The sequence below is a fragment of the Streptomyces sp. HUAS 31 genome, assembly GCF_028198125.1.
Lineage (GTDB): Bacteria > Actinomycetota > Actinomycetes > Streptomycetales > Streptomycetaceae > Streptomyces > Streptomyces chartreusis.
The window spans coordinates 9,011,970-9,028,903 of record NZ_CP116353.1 but is presented as its reverse complement, the minus strand read 5'-3'; the positions used below and the strand labels follow the sequence as shown (position 1 = coordinate 9,028,903).

General features: G+C 70.6%; 16 protein-coding genes. 10 read left to right on the top strand and 6 right to left on the bottom strand.

The features are described 5' to 3' along the window. Position 1 precedes the first annotated feature (1 nt). Entirely contained in the window at positions 2-2,818 is a 2,817-nt protein-coding gene (locus PGH47_RS39305; RefSeq protein ID WP_271667436.1) for an NHLP bacteriocin export ABC transporter permease/ATPase subunit, read from the top strand. 4 nt (positions 2,819-2,822) lie between these two features. On the opposite strand, the gene PGH47_RS39300 is transcribed toward PGH47_RS39305, so the two are convergent. Continuing rightward, on the bottom strand, positions 2,823-3,353 hold the full coding sequence (locus PGH47_RS39300; RefSeq protein ID WP_271667435.1) for an SRPBCC family protein: 531 nt from the start codon (positions 3,351-3,353) through the stop codon (positions 2,823-2,825). 5 nt (positions 3,354-3,358) lie between these two features. Then, positions 3,359-3,727, bottom strand: coding sequence for an ArsR/SmtB family transcription factor (locus PGH47_RS39295; RefSeq protein ID WP_271667434.1), 369 nt, complete (start codon positions 3,725-3,727; stop codon positions 3,359-3,361). 215 nt (positions 3,728-3,942) lie between these two features. Here PGH47_RS39295 and PGH47_RS39290 point away from each other — a divergent pair, with 215 nt between their 5' ends. After that, on the top strand, positions 3,943-4,356 hold the full coding sequence (locus PGH47_RS39290) for an STAS domain-containing protein (RefSeq protein WP_435887854.1): 414 nt from the start codon (positions 3,943-3,945) through the stop codon (positions 4,354-4,356). Positions 4,357-4,504: 148 nt separating this feature from the next. Here the strand turns inward: PGH47_RS39290 and PGH47_RS39285 are convergent, their stop codons facing one another. Beyond that, the gene (locus PGH47_RS39285) at positions 4,505-4,939 is read right to left on the bottom strand and encodes a protease inhibitor (protein ID WP_271667433.1); all 435 of its coding nucleotides are present in this window, start codon (positions 4,937-4,939) and stop codon (positions 4,505-4,507) included. Between the two features lie 324 nt (positions 4,940-5,263). Between PGH47_RS39285 and PGH47_RS39280 the strand changes: the two genes are divergently transcribed. The 5 genes from PGH47_RS39280 to PGH47_RS39260 all read left to right on the top strand — a co-directional run bounded on the left by PGH47_RS39280 (position 5,264) and on the right by PGH47_RS39260 (position 10,496). Next, a complete protein-coding gene (locus tag PGH47_RS39280; protein ID WP_271667432.1) occupies positions 5,264-5,815 on the top strand; it encodes a hypothetical protein in 552 nt (183 codons plus the stop codon). Between the two features lie 194 nt (positions 5,816-6,009). Further along, the gene (locus PGH47_RS39275; RefSeq protein ID WP_271667431.1) at positions 6,010-7,584 is read left to right on the top strand and encodes a purine-cytosine permease family protein; all 1,575 of its coding nucleotides are present in this window, start codon (positions 6,010-6,012) and stop codon (positions 7,582-7,584) included. Then, positions 7,581-8,279: an alpha/beta fold hydrolase gene (locus tag PGH47_RS39270; protein WP_271667430.1), complete on the top strand. Its 699-nt coding sequence runs from the start codon at positions 7,581-7,583 to the stop codon at positions 8,277-8,279. Before PGH47_RS39275 ends, PGH47_RS39270 begins: the two co-directional genes overlap by 4 nt. A gap of 73 nt (positions 8,280-8,352) precedes the next feature. Further along, entirely contained in the window at positions 8,353-9,522 is a 1,170-nt protein-coding gene (locus tag PGH47_RS39265; protein WP_271667429.1) for a lactate 2-monooxygenase, read from the top strand. Then, positions 9,519-10,496 (top strand): 2-hydroxyacid dehydrogenase, encoded by a 978-nt coding sequence (locus PGH47_RS39260; protein WP_271667428.1) that lies wholly within the window; start codon positions 9,519-9,521, stop codon positions 10,494-10,496. The genes PGH47_RS39265 and PGH47_RS39260 overlap by 4 nt, the downstream gene beginning before the upstream one ends. A 107-nt stretch (positions 10,497-10,603) precedes the next feature. On the opposite strand, the gene PGH47_RS39255 is transcribed toward PGH47_RS39260, so the two are convergent. The 3 genes from PGH47_RS39255 to PGH47_RS39245 all read right to left on the bottom strand — a co-directional run bounded on the left by PGH47_RS39255 (position 10,604) and on the right by PGH47_RS39245 (position 13,373). Further along, entirely contained in the window at positions 10,604-12,220 is a 1,617-nt protein-coding gene (locus tag PGH47_RS39255; protein ID WP_271667427.1) for an RICIN domain-containing protein, read from the bottom strand. 526 nt (positions 12,221-12,746) lie between these two features. After that, entirely contained in the window at positions 12,747-13,124 is a 378-nt protein-coding gene (locus PGH47_RS39250; RefSeq protein WP_030950043.1) for a hypothetical protein, read from the bottom strand. Between the two features lie 3 nt (positions 13,125-13,127). Continuing rightward, positions 13,128-13,373, bottom strand: coding sequence for a hypothetical protein (locus PGH47_RS39245; RefSeq protein ID WP_015655829.1), 246 nt, complete (start codon positions 13,371-13,373; stop codon positions 13,128-13,130). 209 nt (positions 13,374-13,582) lie between these two features. On the opposite strand from PGH47_RS39245, the gene sigJ reads away from it, so the two are divergent. The 3 genes from sigJ (at position 13,583) to PGH47_RS39230 (ending at position 16,932) form a co-directional block, all read left to right on the top strand. After that, positions 13,583-14,515, top strand: a complete 933-nt coding sequence (gene sigJ / locus PGH47_RS39240) for an RNA polymerase sigma factor SigJ (protein ID WP_271667426.1) — start codon at positions 13,583-13,585, stop codon at positions 14,513-14,515. After that, positions 14,512-15,993: a cytochrome bc1 complex cytochrome b subunit gene (gene qcrB, locus PGH47_RS39235; RefSeq protein ID WP_271667425.1), complete on the top strand. Its 1,482-nt coding sequence runs from the start codon at positions 14,512-14,514 to the stop codon at positions 15,991-15,993. The genes sigJ and qcrB overlap by 4 nt, the downstream gene beginning before the upstream one ends. A gap of 141 nt (positions 15,994-16,134) precedes the next feature. Further along, positions 16,135-16,932, top strand: a complete 798-nt coding sequence (locus tag PGH47_RS39230; protein ID WP_271667424.1) for an acyl carrier protein — start codon at positions 16,135-16,137, stop codon at positions 16,930-16,932. Positions 16,933-16,934: the final 2 nt, after the last annotated feature.

Sequence of the window (16,934 nt, the reverse complement as noted above, 5' to 3'; positions counted from 1 at the left end):
GATGACCTCCGTCCACGAGGGTGACCTCGTCCTCGACGCGCTCGGTCAGATGGGCACGCGCATCGACTGCGCCGGTTTCAACCGGATCGACCTCGAAGGCCCGCAGGTGCTGTGGCTGGTCGCGTCCGGTGCGGTGGACCTGTTCGCGGTGGACGCCGGGCAACAGGGCCACTGGCATCACCTGGGCCGCCTGGAGGCGGGCTCGTTGCTGCTGGGCCCGGTGCCGGGACCGCAGCACACCCTGGTCGCCCGCCCGCTCAGGGACTGCGTCGTCCACCGCATCGGGCTGCGCGAGCTGTACCAGCCCGCGAACACCCAGACCTGGTCGTACGACGAGTACGGCAACCCGCAGTACGTCCCGCCGCAGACCAGCCCCCTGGAGTACGCCCTCGCGCTCGGCGTCGGCCGCAGCCTGACCATCCTCTTCCAGGCGCCGATGGCCACCGAGCGGGCGGCGGAGGTCACCGACGACGACGTCTTCTGGATGCAGGTGCCGCCCGGCAGCGTGCAGTACGGCTCGCTGTACGGCGCGGAGGCGGCCGCCGATCTGCTGATGGACCCGGCGGTCTGGCAGTCCATGGTCGACCAGCAGTACCGCCTGCTGACCACGCTCGACCGCTGGATCGAGCAGCTGGAACGCACCCACGAGACACGCACCGCCGAGGGCATCAAGGCCGGCGAGGCGGTGCGCGCGCAGGCCGACCGGACGCTGCTCGCGTCCATCGGCAAGCGCGGTGACAAGCGGACGACGGCGGCCGACGCGGACGCCAGTTACGCCGCCTGCAAGCTGGTCGCCGAGGCCGCCGGGATCACCCTTTCCGAGCCCGCGCAGAGCGGCACCGAGAGCGAGAGGCTCGACCCCGTGGAGCGCGTGGCCATCGCCTCGCGGGTGCGCACCAGGGCCGTACGCCTGGACGGTCGGTGGTGGCGGGACAACGTCGGACCGCTCGTCGGCCACCGGGCGCTGTCCGGTGCGCCGGTCGCGTTGCTGTGGCGGCGCGGCGGCTATGTCGCCGTGCATCCGGCGACGGGCCGGGAGACGCCGATCGAGAAGGCGAACGCGGAGGAGTTCGAGCCGCGCGCGGTGATGTTCTACCGTCCGCTGCCGGACCGTGCGTTGAGCCCGCTGCGGCTGCTGCGGTTCAGCATGCGGGGTACGGGCGGCGACCTCACCAATCTGATCGCCGGCGGTCTGGTGACCGTCGGGATCGGTGCGCTGGTGCCGATCGCGACCGGCAAGGTGCTCGGCGAGTTCGTGCCGAAGGCGCAGACCGGGCTGATCGTGCAGTTCTGTCTGGCCGTGATGATCAGCAGTGTGGTGGCGGCGGCGTTCATGCTGCTCCAGAACCTGACGATCCTGCGGCTGGAGGGCCGTATCGAGGCGACGCTGCAGCCGGCCCTGTGGGACCGGCTGCTGCGGCTGCCCACGAAGTTCTTCACCCAGCGCTCGACCGGTGAGCTGGCCAGCCAGGCCATGGGCATCAGCGCGATCCGCCGGCTGATGGCCGGAGTCGGGCCGGTCGTGGCCTCGTCGGTGACGGTGGGCGCGATGAACCTGACGCTGCTGTTCTGGTACAGCGTGCCGATGGCGCTGGCGGCGATCGGCATGCTCGTCGTCATCGCCGCGGTGTTCCTTGGGCTGGGGCTGTGGCAGGTGCGCTGGCAGCGGCGGCTGGTGGTGCTCAACAACAAGCTCAACAACCAGGCGTTCCAGACCCTGCGCGGACTGCCGAAGCTGCGGGTCGCGGCGGCCGAGAACTACGCGTACGCGGCGTGGGCGTCGCAGTTCGCGCACAGCCGTGAGCTCCAGCAGAAGGTGGGGCGGATCAAGAACCTCACCACGGTGATGGGCGCGGTGTATCTGCCGCTGTGCACCCTGCTGATGTTCATGCTGCTGGCGGGGCCGGCCCGCGGGACGATGTCGGCGGCGGCGTTCCTCACCTTCAACACCTCGGTGACGATGCTGCTGACCTCCGTCACCCAGCTGACGGGCGCGTTCGTCTCGGCGGTGGCCGCCCTGCCGCTGTTCGAGGAGATCAAGCCGGTCCTCGAGGCCACGCCCGAGGTGCGCACGGCGAGCACCCGGCCGGGCCCGCTGACGGGCTCGATCGAGGCGCGCCGTCTGTCCTTCCGGTACTCCGACGACGGCCCCCTCGTCCTGGACGACGTCTCCTTCGACATCCGGCCCGGCGAGTTCGTGGCCATCGTCGGGCCCAGCGGCTGCGGCAAGTCGACGCTGCTGAGGCTGCTGATCGGCTTCGACAAGCCCGTTTCGGGCAGTGTGCTGTACGACGGGCAGGACCTGGCGGCGCTCGACCAGTCGGCCGTGCGCCGCCAGTGCGGGGTCGTGCTCCAGCACGCGCAGCCGTTCACCGGGTCGATCCTGGACGTCATCTGCGGCACGGAGCCGTACACGCCGGAGGAGGCGATGGCGGCGGCCGAGATGGCGGGCCTCGCCGAGGACATCAAGCGGATGCCGATGGGGCTGCACACCATCGTGGCGGGCAGCGGCGCGATCTCCGGTGGGCAGCGCCAGCGCCTGATGATCGCCCAGGCGTTGATCCGCCGGCCGCGCATCCTCTTCTTCGACGAGGCGACCAGCGCCCTCGACAACGAGACGCAGCGCACGGTCATCGAGTCCACGCGGGCTCTCAACGCCACCCGCATCGTCATCGCGCACCGCCTGTCGACGGTGCTGGACGCCGACCGCGTCATCGTGATGGAGGACGGCAAGGTGGCCCAGCAGGGGCCGCCCGCTCAGCTCCTCTCGGACACGGGCGGGCGGCTGCACGAGCTGGTGCGGCGTCAGATGGCCTGAGCCGTCAGGCGCCGACGCCGGGGATGGGAGCGCCGGAGGGGAATCCGGCGGCCACATAGCTGTCGTAGACCCCCTTCCACGGGGCTTCGGCCCCGGCGTGCGGCTCCTCGACGCGCTCCCCGCGGGCGTGCGCGTCGAGTGCGGCGAGGCAGACCTCCCAGCCGGCGCCGTTGCGGGCGGCGGTGTTCTCGGCGTCGAGGACGTTGGTGAGGGTGAAGCGGGTGCGGCCCTCGTCCAGCGCCTCCAGGTCGAAGTGCAGTTCGTCGCCGCCCCACTCGAAGGACAGGTGGCGGGGCTCTTCGACGGCGATGACGCGGCCAGTGGAGTCCGCCATGTTCGGGTCGCCGCCGAACTTGATCGTGCCGCCCGGACGCAGCTCGATCTCGGCGCGGGACGGGAACCAGTGGGCCAGTTCGTCGACTTCGGTCACGAACCGCCAGACGCGCTCGACGGGATGGTCGTAGGTGCGGCTGAAGCGGATGGCGGGGCGGCCGTCGTCGAGGGTGAGATAAGTGCCGGTGAGGTCGGCGGTCATGTGGATCAGTCCTTCGTGGTGGGTCCCTCGGGGTCGTACGAGGTGTCCTCCGGCGCTGTTCGCGCCGTCTCGTCGAGACGGCGGCCCAGGGCGTCCAGGCTGCGGTTCCACAGCTTTCGGTACGGGGCGAGCCAGGCGTCGAGCGCGGCGATCGGCGCGGGGTCGAGGGCGTAGACACGGCGTTGCGCGTCCTGTCGCACCCGCACCAGGCCGGCCTCCCGCAGCACCTTCAGATGCTTGGAGGTGCTCGGCTGGCTGAGCCCGCTCTCCTCCACGATCTCCCCGACGGACCGCGGCCGCTCCAGGAGCAGCGCGACGATGGCCCGTCGATGCGGGTCGGCGAGGGCGCTCCAGAGGGAGGCGTCGGTGGACATGAGTCCAATATGCCTCGGCGGTTATATTCCAGTCAAGGAATAAAAGAACGAGAGGCGCGCGCGCCGCTGCGGACTCCCACAAGGAGTCAATGACTCACGGGCGAAATTCACCTGGTCGAGTGAACTAGATCTTGCGGGGGGCGTGGCAGGGATGCTCAACCCCGCCCACGGGTAACAACCCGGATCAAAAGCGCCCCTGCCGAGGTGGAGCGGACATGACGCCGGACGCCGACGACCGCGCCCGCCATCCGACCGAGGATCCGGCCATGGACCCCATCGGTTCCACGCCACCCCGGGCGAATCCGTATGCCCGTACCCGCAGATGCGGTCCGTTCACGGTCGTCGAGGTGACGGGCGAGATCGATCTGGCCTCGGAGGCGCTGCTCGCCGAGCACCTGAACGCCGCGGCCGGCGAACCGGAGGCGGACGTGCTGGTCGATCTGCGGCCGGTGGCCTTCTTCGACTGCTCGGGGCTGCGCGCGCTGTGCCGGGCCGAGCGGCGGGCCAGGGACCACGGCGGCCGTCTGCGCGTCGTCTCGGAGGCGCCGCGGATACGGCGGCTGCTGCACGGCGCGGGCCTGCTGGGCCGTTTCCCCCTCCTCCCCGGGATCCCCGGGGAGGACGTGTGACGGTGCGTCACCACGAGGTGCCGACCGGGCGGCCCCACTCCGCCCGGCCGACCCCCGATACGAGATCGCAGGGGCCTCCTCGGCGCGGCTCGCACTCCCCATCCGCGAGCCCGCGCCGAACTGCACGGGGACCGTGCGATCCCGGTCCCTAGAACGCGAAGAGGCTCGCCCCGTAGGAGCTCTTCACGCACTCGTTCGCGAAGGTGCGCTCATAGGAGACGCGCTGGCCCTGCCAGACCCCGACGACCGTGACCACCACGGGGTCGTACTGCTTGGTGCACAGTGCGCCCTCTCTGGCTCTCAAGGCCTCGAAGTTCCCGTTCACTCCACGCAGTTCGGCACAGGCCGAGCCGGCCGCGGGGTGCGTGCCCGTGGCCGTCGGGGCGCAGCTCAGGGTGACCGCACGTGCCGGGGAGGACAGGGCGGCGCTGTCGCCGTAGCCCATGGTGAGCACCAGGGCCGAGGGGGCGTAGAGAGAGGCGGGGGCGGCGTCGGGGGCGGCGAGCGCGGACCCGGTGAGGGGTCCGCAGACGGCGGTGGCCGTGAGAGCGAGGGTCGCTGCCCAGCGCGCGGTGTTCCGCATTGTGTGCATCCTTCCGCTTGAGTCGAGGGTGTGTCGGATCCGGCGCGATCGGTGCCGGACGACGAGCGGGAGTCTGCCGAGTCCGGCTCCGAAACTCACATCGACACCACCGGTTTCGGTAACCTTGCGTATTGAATCAGTGGCGTGAAGTAACGGAGTTCGAACGTTCCAACGCCGAAACTTGGCGCCTCTTGATCGTTCCAAGTGGCCGAGTGGCCTGATCTCGCACGCTGATTAATAGGCCTGAAACATTCCGGTTGAGCCCTCGGCGGACACGTCCGCCATGCCCTTGTGTGCGCCCGGCGGCGGAGTAATGCTGATTACATGATTACCAGGGAACAGAACGAGAAGCTGCGCGGCTGGTTCGCCGGCCGTCTGCCCGACGACCTCTTCGATGAGCTGACCGAGGTGACGGTCGACCGCGAGGAGATCACGGTGATCGGCCGCATTCCCGCACCCCAACTGGCCGAGGGCGTCTCGGCCACCGAGCGGGCGGCGGCCGTGGAAGGCCGGATCCAGGAGTTCCGGGAGCGCACCCGGGAATCCCGGATCGAGGTGGCCCGAGAGGCCGAGCACAAGTTCCGCAGGAAGGTGTCCTGGGGCGTGGAGTGCGGCACGGAACGCGCCCTGTTCACCCATGTCGCCGCGCCCGTGATGACGCGGCTGCGCCAGCCCGAGCGACAGGTCCTGGACACACTGATCGCCGGTGGGGTCGCCCGCAGTCGCAGCGAGGCCCTCGCCTGGTGCGTACGGCTGGTCCAGCGGCACACCGACGACTGGCTTAGCGAACTGCGCGAGTCCCTGGAGAACGTCCAGCGGGTACGGGCACAGGGACCTGACACCGAACCGGAGGACACCCCCACGGACACCGAGTGATGGAGGAAACGTCCAGTAGCGGCGACGAAGATGGATGAACCGTCCTCTGGTGCGGATCTTCGGCACGGCCGTACCGTCTGCTGATCCCCGAGAGGACGGCATCCGCGCTGCCCGCACACCCCAGCGGCAGGCACCGGCCGTCACCCACGCCGCGCCACAACGCGCTCCACCGCCCCGCCCCCGCTGGAGCCCCCGTGTCCCCTCAGCCCGAACTCCCCTCCCCCGCTCCCTCCTTGACGGAGGTCGAGTCCCACGGCGTCGACCGCATCCCCGACGCCGAGCGCACCGCGAGCCCGCTGGACCTGTTCCGGCTCGCCTTCGGCGGCGCGAACACCTTCTCCACCTGCGTCCTCGGCGCCTTCCCGATCCTGTTCGGCCTCTCCTTCTGGCAGGGCCTCGCCGCCACGCTCCTCGGAGTCGTCGCGGGCGCGCTGATCCTGTGCCCCATGGCCGTGTTCGGACCGGTCAACGGCACCAACAACGCCGTGTCCTCCTCCGCGCACCTCGGCGTGCACGGCCGCGTCGTCGGCTCGTTCCTGTCCCTCCTCACGGCGGTCGCGTTCTTCTCGATCTCGGTGTGGAGCTCCGGCGACGCCCTGGTCGGCGGCGCGCACCGGCTGTTCGGACTGGATCGCGGCAACCTGTCGTACGTCGTCGCGTACGCGCTCTTCGCCGGCCTGGTCCTCGCGGTGTGCGTGTACGGCTTCCGCTTCATGCTGTTCGTCAACAAGATCGCCGTACCTTCGGCGAGCCTGCTGTTCCTGATCGGCGCCGTCGCCTTCGCCGGTGACTTCGACCCGTCCTACGCGGGCGTGTTCACCGACTCCGCGGACGCGGCGACCCAGTCGCTGTTCTGGCCGTCGTTCATCGGTGCCGCGCTGATCGTGCTGTCCAACCCCGTCTCGTTCGGGGCCTTCCTCGGCGACTGGTCCCGCTACATCCCGGCGAGCACCCCGCGCCGCCGGGTGATCGGCGCCGCGTTCCTGTCGCAGATCTCGACGCTGCTGCCCTTCGTGTTCGGCCTGGCGACCGCGAGCATCATCGCCACCAAGGTGCCCGAGTACGTCGATCCGGCCGCCCCCGACTTCGTGGGCGGGCTGCTGGCGATCTCGCCGGGCTGGTACTTCCTGCCGGTGTGTCTGCTGGCCCTGATCGGCGGTATGGCGACGGGCACGACCGCGCTCTACGGGACCGGCCTCGACTTCTCCTCGGTCTTCCCGCGGCTCACGCGCGTGCAGGCCACGTTGCTGGTCGGCGCGCTGTCGATCGGGTTCATCTTCGTCGGACGGTTCGCGCTCGACCTGGTGCAGTCGATCTCGACGTTCGCCACCATGATCATCACCTGCACCACACCGTGGATGGTCGTGATGATGCTCGGCTACTGGACCCGGCGCGGCTGGTACGACCCCGAGGCCCTCCAGGTCTTCAACCGGCGTCAGCGCGGCGGCCGCTACTGGTTCGCGCACGGCTGGAACTGGCGGGGCATGACGGCCTGGTGGGTGGCCGCGGTGATCGGCGTGCTGTTCACGAACATCCCCGGACAGTTCGTCGGCCCGCTCGGCGATCTGGCGGGCGGGGTGGACATCAGCCTGCCGTTGTCGCTGGCCGTGGCCGCAGTGCTGTTCCTGGCGCTGCTGCGGCTGTTCCCCGAACCCCGGGCGGTCTACGGGCCCGACGGCCCACGGCTGGCCCGGACAGCCGAGGTGCCGGTGCCACCGATCAGCGGTCCGGGGGCGTTGTCAGTGCCGTCGGCTACGTTGCGGGCATGACCAATTTCGTGCTGGTGGCGGGGGCGTGGCTCGGGGCGTGGGCATGGGACGAGGTGGCCGCCGAACTGCGCACGGGCGGCCATGACGTCCATCCGCTGACACTCACCGGCCTCGCCGAGAGACAGGGCGAGCCGGCGCCCGGGCAGCAGACCCATGTCGAGGACATCGTCGCCGAGGTCGAACGCCTCGATCTGCGGGACGTCGTCCTGGTCGGGCACAGCTACTCGGGCGTCCCGGTCGGGCAGGCGGCCGTGCGGATCGGTGACCGGCTGAGTCGAGTGGTGCTGGTGGACGCGAACGTCCCCGTGGACGGGGAGTCGTTCCTGTCGGGCTGGCCCAGCGACGAGGTACGGGCGGCGATCGCGAAGAACGACGGCTTCTGGCCTCCGCTCACGGCCGACGAGTTCGCGGGCCAGGGCATGACGGACGAGCAGACCGCCCGCATGGTCGACGGCGCGACCCCGCACCCGGGCGCCTCGCTCACCGGAGCGGCGGTCATGCCCCGCCCGCTGAGCGAGGTCCCGGGCACCTACGTCAAGTGCCTGCTCGACGGCGAGGAGCCGTGGGGCGCCGCGGCGGACCTCCTCAAGAGCGACCTCTGGAACCTGGTGTCCTTGGACACCGGCCACTGGCCGATGTTCTCCCAGCCGCACGACCTGGCCCGCATCCTGCACCGGTCGGTGACCGCCCCCTGATCCACTCGCACGCCTACCGGTCGGTATGGTCTGCGTACAGCGCGTTCTCAGTGACGAGAGGCGGGGCGTACGCATGGGCAAGCACTGGGCGGACTTCCAGTACGAGATCTATCTGAACGGGATGTCGGGAGCCGTACCCCGGCTGCCCACCGATCTGACGCGGCTGGAGGAACTCACCGAGCGGCGACTCGGTCCGGGCCCCGTCGGCTATGTCGCGGGCAGCGCCGGCGACGGCAGCACCGCCCGCGCCAACCGGGCGGCGCTGCGGCGCCAGCGGATCGTGCCCCGCATGCTGCGGGACGTGCACGAACGCGACCTGTCCGTCGAGGTGCTGGGCCGCGCCCTGCCCTCCCCGCTGGCCCTGGCACCGATCGGCGTACTGTCGATCATGCACCCGGACGCGGAGTGCGCTGCCGCCCGGGCCGCCGCCGCACAGGGTGTGCCGTTCACCCTGTCCTCGGCCTCCAGCACGCCCATGGAGCAGGTCGCGGAGGCCATGGGCGACGCCGAGCGCTGGTTCCAGCTGTACTGGCCGAAGGACCCGGAAGTGGCCCGGAGTTTCCTGAACCGGGCGAAGGCCGCCGGGTTCAGCACGCTCGTCGTCACGCTGGACACCCCCATGCTGGCCTGGCGGCCCCGCGACCTCGACCAGGCGTACCTGCCGTTCCTGCACGGCGTGGGCACCGCCAACTACTTCTCCGACCCGGCCTTCCAGGCGGGGCTCGCCAAACCGGTGCACGAGGATCCGAACGCGGCCGTCATGCACTTCGTCGGCATGTTCTCCGACCCCGCGAAGACCTGGCCGGACCTGGCGTTCCTGCGGGAGCACTGGGACGGCCCGATCGTCCTGAAGGGCATAGTGCACCCGGACGACGCCCGCGCCGCCGCCGACGCCGGGATGGACGGGGTCGTCGTCTCCAACCACGGCGGCCGCCAGGTCGCCGGCTCCATCGGCGCGGCCGCCGCCCTGCCCCGTGTCGTGGAGGCGGTCGGCGACCGGCTGACGGTGCTGTTCGACAGCGGCATCCGCACCGGCGACGACATCTTCAAGGCGCTCGCCCTCGGCGCGAAGGCGGTCCTCGTCGGACGGCCGTACGCCTACGGGCTCGGCCTCGACGGACAGGCGGGCGTCGAGCACGTCATCCGCTGTCTGCTCGCCGAACTCGACCTCACCCTCGCCCTGTCCGGGCACGCCGGCCCCACCACGCCCGGCCCCGCCGACCTCATCGAGGAAACCGCATGACCGCCCGGCAGAACGTCCTCGCCGTCATCTCGCCCCACGTGGGCGGCCGCGGCATCGGCGCCGGCCTCGCGACGCTGTTCCCCGCGGACGCGAACGTCACCGTCGTGGAGGCGGCCGACGACGACCCGGCCGCCCTGCGCTCCGCGCACGTCGTCATCACCGCGCTCTCGCCGGTTACCGCGGAACACCTCGCCGCCGCACCGGAGTTGCGGCTCGTCCAGTGCGCGAGCCACGGCTTCGACTACGTCGACGTGGACGCGGCACGCGAGCGCTCGGTGCGGGTGTGCAACATCGGCTCCAGCGGCGCCGAGGCGCAGAACGTCGCCGAGCAGACCTTCGCCCTGATGCTCGCGCTCGCCAAGCAACTGATCCCCGCGCACACCGCGCTCGTCGACGCCGACTGGGCACTCCCCCGCCTGCAGAACTCGCTGACGGAGCTGTGCGGCAAGACGCTCGGCATCGTGGGCCTGGGCCAGATCGGGCGGGAAGTCGCCCGGCGGGCGGTCGCGTTCGACATGAGCGTCGTCTACGCGGGACGCCGCCGGCTGCCCCCGGAGACGGAGGCCGAGTTCGGCCCGGCCCGCCACGTCCCGCTCGACGAACTCCTGAGCACCGCCGACTACGTCTCCCTGCACACCCCGCTCACCGACGAGACCCGGCATCTGCTCGACGCCGAGCGGCTGGCGCTGCTGAAGCCGACGGCGTTCGTCATCAACACCGCGCGCGGCGCCCTGATCGACCAGGACGCCCTCGCCGACGCACTGGAGAAGGGCGCCCTGGCCGGGGCGGGCATCGACGTCTTCGACCCCGAACCGCCCAACCCGGCCCTGCGTCTGCTCCGCGCGCCGAACGTGGTGCTGTCACCGCACGTCGGCGGCGTCACCCGCGAGACCCTGGTCCGTATCGCCCTGGCCGCCGTGCAGAACGTGACGGACTTCCTGGCGGGCGGGACACCTCGGGACGTCGTGAACTGAGCGCTCCGCCGGGGGTGCCGCGTCGCGTTGTCGGTCGTCCGCGGCACCGTCGTGGCTGGTCGCGCAGTTCCCCGCGCCCCTGACCGGCGCTGCTGTGGCCGCTCGGACTACGCGTCCTCCTCCCCCAGTCGCACCGCCCGCGCCCCCGGCGTCTCCACCTCCGCGCCGGACAGCGACCCCGGGCTCGGCGAAGTCGCCGGGTCCGTGAGCCAGCGTTGGCCCTCGGAGCCGTCGCGGACCTTGACGACGATGTCGGCGCCCGCGTCGGCCGTCGTGGCCGCCAGGGCGAGCTGCTCGTCCCAGCGGGGCAGCAACTCGCCCCGGACGGTGAGGTCGTAGCGCACGTCGTCGGCGCGTTTCGAGTCCTCGTCGACGCACTGGCCGAGGATCACCACACCGGCGTCCGCGTGCGAGTCCAGGCACAGATCGGGCTCCGCCACGCTGCGGAGCAGGCCGTCCTTCTCGTACGACCACTGCTGGGTGTCGTCGTCCGAGCACCTGGCCAGTTCCGTCCCGGCCCCGGCCTCGGCCGCGCCCCGGATGTCGAGGCACAGCTCGGACTCGGCGTTGCGCAGCCTGGTCTGCCGGGGTGCGTTGGGGAGTTGGGCGGTACCGGGAGGTGCGGTGGACACGGCCGGGGGCAGCCCGGTCGCCGTACCGCCGCCGGTGGCCGAGGCGGCCGGGTCGACGCCGTCGTCGTCCGAGAGGAGGCCGGCGGCGAGCATGATCGCTATCAGGCCGGCCGAGGCCAGGCCCACGCCCGTCAGCAGCGTCCGTGAGGAACGCGGTCCGCCGGGCGGTCGGCGCATCTGCGCGGGGATCCGCGACAGCAGCCGTCGGCGCCCTGCGCCGTGCCGGGCCGAGCCTCGCACCCGGGCCGCGGCGTCCTTGTTGCGGCCCGGCCGGGTGTCCAGATAGCGGCGTGCGCCCCAGCCGAGCACCGACTCGGCGATGAGCCCGCCCAACGCGCCCTCGAAATGACTCAGTTGTTCGGCGGCGTTGCGGCAGTAACGGCACTCCGTCAGATGCTGCTGCACATCCGGCAGCAGGGCCCCGCCGCGGCGAATCGGGACGTCGAGGAGACGGTTGTAGAACCGGCAATCCTTCGTGGGCGCGAGTTCCCGATGGGCATGTACACAACCTTCACGGAATTTATCACGCGCCTGTTCGAGCGCCGCCGCGGCGGTAACGGTGTCCATGCCCAGCAGTGCGGCGGGGACGCTTAGCGGCTCGGCTTCGACCTCGGTGTGCCAGAGGAGACATCGGGCGAGTCCCGGAAGCGCCTGGAATGACCGATCGGCAAGCTTCCGATTTTCGGGCGTCATGGACTTCGCGGCACGCATACCGCGACCGCCCGCGGGTTTCCCCAACTCCGGCAGAACGCCCGCTATTCGATCGTCGGACGACCAGTGCCGGACGGTCTCCCGGACGGCTACGAGGAGCCTGGGCCGCAGTGCGACGGCCGGTTCGCCGAGCGCCAGACGGTCGAGAACCTGATGGAATGCGGCCGCGGTGACCAAATCCACGACATCGGCCGGGGAAGCGAGACAGATCACCGCGTATTCACGGACCGGCTGCCAGTGGCGTGCCATGAGCAGCGCGACGGACGGGCCGGCCTCACCGTCCGGCCGGCCCCGGAGTCTGGCGGCGAGGCCTTCGTCGGATTCCTCGGGAACCCCGCCCGGCGGGGGGTAAGGAGGACGAGGGGGGTGGGGGGTGGGCACTGAACGGATTCCTTCCCACGCGCAAGACACAGAAGTTCTGATCGCCGAAAAGGAGCGGTGACTTGGTGTGTACCTCTTCGACGCGTGCGCGGGGAGCACGAATTCACCGACGCCCATCCGCACCGGTTCCCCCGCGGAACGAATGAGCTACGGCCTTTTCCACCCCCCACGGGTACTTCACCCTTGCACAGCGCACTGATGACCAACAAGGCACTTGGGCAACATCAGCCCCATTGAAAGAAAGTCAGATACGGCGGCAACTCGCCGCACCGGCGCCACCTTTAGGCATTCCATGCACCCCGTGTGAAACCGACGCACGCGCCGGAGCACCGCGCACGCTCCCCGGCGCACGCGCCGGCGTAGTCCACTGGGATCGGCCCTCTCGGAAGGCCCGGCGCAGATTCAGGAGGCTCTCCCGCGCGCCATGGGCCGCCGACCCCGTTCCTTCCGCCCCCGGACGGCGGCCCCGGAGCGGAAGGAACGGGGATCGCAGGGCCGGCGCCGCCGGGTACCCTCGGGCGAACCTCTAGATCTGCCAGGAGCGCAGCCGGTCGGCCGCTCCGTACACGTCCACCTTGCCGGAGATCAGGTCACGGGCGAGGTCGACGAGGGCGCCGTAGGGCGGGTCGATGCCGACACCGCTGACGAACATGTAGGCCACCGCGGCGGAGCAGGCGAAGCGGGCGTTGGCCGACGGCAGCGGCTTGAGCAGGGCGAGGGTGTGCAGCAGGGCTGCGGCCCGCCAGGCCGGGTCGGAGTCGATGCCCAGTCGGGGCGGATCCACGCGATGGCGGGCGACGGCGGCGACCAACGCGGAGAAGTCGTTGATCGTGGGCTGGTCGGGCAGGACCTCTTCGTGCCGCTGGAGCAGCCAGGGCACGTCGATGTGGATGACGGGTGCCATCGGTCAGGCGGCTCGTCCCTCGCCCTTTGCGGGCGGTTCGTCGTCGGGGAAGGCGGCCGCGAACTCGTCGGCGTGCGACGAGAAGAACCGGCGGAACGCCTCGGCGCCTTCCTGTAGCGCCCGGTGCCGGGCTATGTCCGCCGCGGCGGCCTCCCGCACGAGCGCCTTCATCGACGTACCGCGTTCCTTCGCGATCTGCCGCAGGTCCTCTAGCTCGCGGTCGCTGAACTCCACGTTGAGAGCTGGCATGCTCCTCACGGTACCGCTCGGGTACTCACGCGTAAATACCAGCAGGTCAAGTGTGATGTATGCCGGTACCGGAGCAGCCGATCAGGCCGACCGCACACAGAACTGCGGGTCGATCTCCCCGAGACGTGGGTCACATTCGGCCGTGAGATGTCACATTCCGGCCCCCGCCACCACTCGCAGTGGTGAGCACGCATCGGGAGGCCCCACGCATGTCCGACAACCCCGCAACCGTCACCGACGACGCGACCGCCGTATTCGTCCGGCATCGTGAGCTGATGTTCGGCGTCGTCTACAACATGCTCGGCAGTGTCGCCGACACCGAGGACGTCCTTCAGGAGACATGGCTGTCGTGGACGGCGCGGGGCGGCGGCGCGCCGCTCGACGGGGTCGAGAATCCGCGGGCGTATCTGGTGCGGATCGCCGTCAACCACGCCCTGACGCGGCGGGCCGCGATCAGCCGCCGCCGCGAGACGTACGTCGGCCCGTGGCTGCCCGAGCCACTGGTCGCGGAGGGCGAGGCCACCGGCGTCGAGGATCCGGCGCTGCGCACCGAGTCCGTCTCGCTCGCGATGCTGGTCGTCCTGGAGTCGCTGACCCCGCTGGAGCGCGCGGTGTTCGTGCTGCACGAGGTGTTCGGCTACCCGCACACGGAGATCGCCGAGATCATCGAGCGCAGCCCGGCGGCCGTACGTCAGCTGGCGCATCGCGCGCGCGAGCATGTGCACGCCCGGCGGCCGTTGTACGAGGCGCATCCACGGGTGCGGCGGGAGGCGACCGAGCGGTTCGTGCGGGCCGCGGTGGGCGGGGACATCGCCGAGCTGATGGAGATCCTCGCGCCGGACGTGACGGTGTGGACGGACGGTGGCGGCAAGCGGAAACCCGCGGGTCTGCGTCCCGTGCACGGCCGGGACAAGGCGGTCCGACTCTTCGGCTCGCTCGCGCGCCGGGGCGGCGCGGGAGGCGCCCACCTGGACCTGCGCTACCGGCGGGTGAACGGCGACGACGCGGCAGTGCTGTTCCAGGGCGAGGAGCCGTACGCCGTCCTGGTCCTGGACCTCACGCCGGACGGCGAGCGGGTGTCGGGCGTCTACGTGGTGAGCAACCCCGAGAAGCTCACGCATGTGCGGCGGGGGGAGGCATGAGCACCGGAGAGCTGCCCGGGCGGGGCGAGCGGGTCGCGGACTGGTTCGACGGCCGGCTCGGCATCCACACGCTCGGCCGGAAGTATCTGCGCAAGGTCTTCCCGGACCACTGGTCCTTCCTGCTCGGCGAGATATGCCTGTACAGCTTCGTCGTGCTGATCCTGACCGGCGTCTACCTGACCCTGTTCTTCCATCCGTCGATGAACGAGGTGACGTACCACGGCAGTTACGTGCCGCTGAACGGCGTCCGCATGTCCGAGGCGTACGCCTCCACACTGGACATCAGCTTCGACGTGCGCGGCGGGCTGCTGATGCGGCAGGTGCACCACTGGGCGGCGCTGGTCTTCGTCGCCGGGATGCTCACGCACATGATGCGGCACTTCTTCACGGGGTCGTTCCGCAAGCCGCGGGAGGTCAACTGGGTGTTCGGCTGGAGCCTGCTGCTCCTCGCCCTGTTCGAGGGTCTGTTCGGCTACTCGCTGCCGGACGACCTGCTCTCGGGGACGGGCATGCGGTTCGTGAACGGGGCGCTGCTGTCCGTCCCGGTCGTCGGGACGTATCTGTCGATGTTCCTGTTCGGCGGCGAGTACCCGGGCCATGACGTCGTGGCCCGCTTCTACTCGCTGCACATCCTGGTGATCCCCGGCATCATGGCGGCGCTGGTCGTCGCCCACCTCATCCTGGTCGTCCACCACAAGCACACGCAGTTCGCGGGCCCCGGGCGCACCGAACGCAACGTCGTGGGCACGCCGTTCATGCCGGTGTACCTGGCGAAGGCGGGCGGCTTCTTCTTCCTCGTCTTCGGCGCCCTGGCCCTGATGGCGGCCGTGGCGTCCATCAACCCGGTCTGGTCGTACGGCCCCTACCGTGCCGACCAGGTCTCCACCGGTGCCCAGCCGGACTGGTATCTGGGCTTCGCCGAGGGCCTGGTCCGGATCATGCCGGGCTGGGAGATCACTCTGTGGGGCCACACGCTCGTTCTGGGTGTGCTGATCCCGATCGTGGTCTTCCCGCTCCTGCTGGTCCTCATCGGCGTGTATCCGTTCGTGGAGGCCCGGGTGACGGGCGACAAGGGCGAGCACCACCTCTTGGACCGCCCTCGCAACCGCCCGGTCCGCACCGGGATCGGCGCCGCGTGGATCAGTCTCTACCTGGTGCTGCTGGCGGGCGGCGGCAACGACATCGTGGCGACCCGGCTCCATCTGTCCATCAACACGGTGACCTGGGCGATCCGTATCGCCGTCCTCCTCGTCCCGGTGGCCGTGTTCGTCGTCACCCGCCGGATCTGCCTGGGCCTGCAACTCCAGGACAGGGAACGGGTGTTGCACGGCCGGGAGACCGGCGTCATCAAGCGACTCCCGCACGGCGAGTACGTCGAGGTGCACGAACCGCTGAGCCAGGCACAGCTCCACACCCTCACCGCACATCAACGGCCCGGCGAGCTCGTGCGGCACGAACCGCGGGGCAACCCGAGGTAAAGGGCGGCCGAACGGCGTGTACCGGGGCCGTACCGGCGTTACGGCCCCTACAACCCCGGGTGAGGTCCCGCGGTCAGACCCGATACCGACACCACCGGTGTTCCGGGCACCCCAACGGCTCACCTCACCAACGGAGTTCACGTGCACAAGCACTCAACGGCCGCTCGGCCGACCGCCGTCGCCGCTCTCGCGATGGCCACCGCCCTGGCCACCCTCGTCGCCGTGCCGCCCGCCCACGCGGCGGACGGCGACGACTATGCGGTGACCCTCGTCAGCGACACCGCCACGACCGACTACACCCACCGCACGGTCGACCTGACCGGCACCCTGACCCGCACCGACGGCACTCCCGTCGCCGACGCACCGGTCCGCCTGGAGGAGTCGGTGCTGTTCGACACCTGGAACCCGTGGGGCGACCCCATCGACCCCACCGAGTGGGAGACCCGCGACCTGGGCACCGTCCGCACCGACGCCGAGGGCGACTTCACCCTCCGGGACGTCCCCGCGGGCCGTGTCGAGGACCGGCCCAGCCCCTTCCTCTTCCCCCGTCACCAGGTGATGTTCCGGGCGATCTACGACACCGACCCCACCGACAACCACATGGCGTTCGCGGACACCACGGTCAAGGTGCGGCCCGTGACCAGCGCCATCACCTACCGGGTGAACAAGACCACCGTGCGCAAGGGCGACACGCTCGTCGTGAAGGGCCGGGTCGCCTGGCCGGCCGGGCACGGCCCGATCGCCGGCACCCGGGTGTTCCTGCGGACGTACTACGAGAGCTCCTACAACGCCCGGACGACCACCGACGCGCGCGGCAACTTCACCGTGAGCGCCAAGATCCGGGACTACGACAACGAGTTCGTGGTCTTCTCGGCGCCGACCGACTACTACCTGGCGGGCGCGAGCAAGAACCTGCCGGTCAAGAACGTCACTCCGTGACC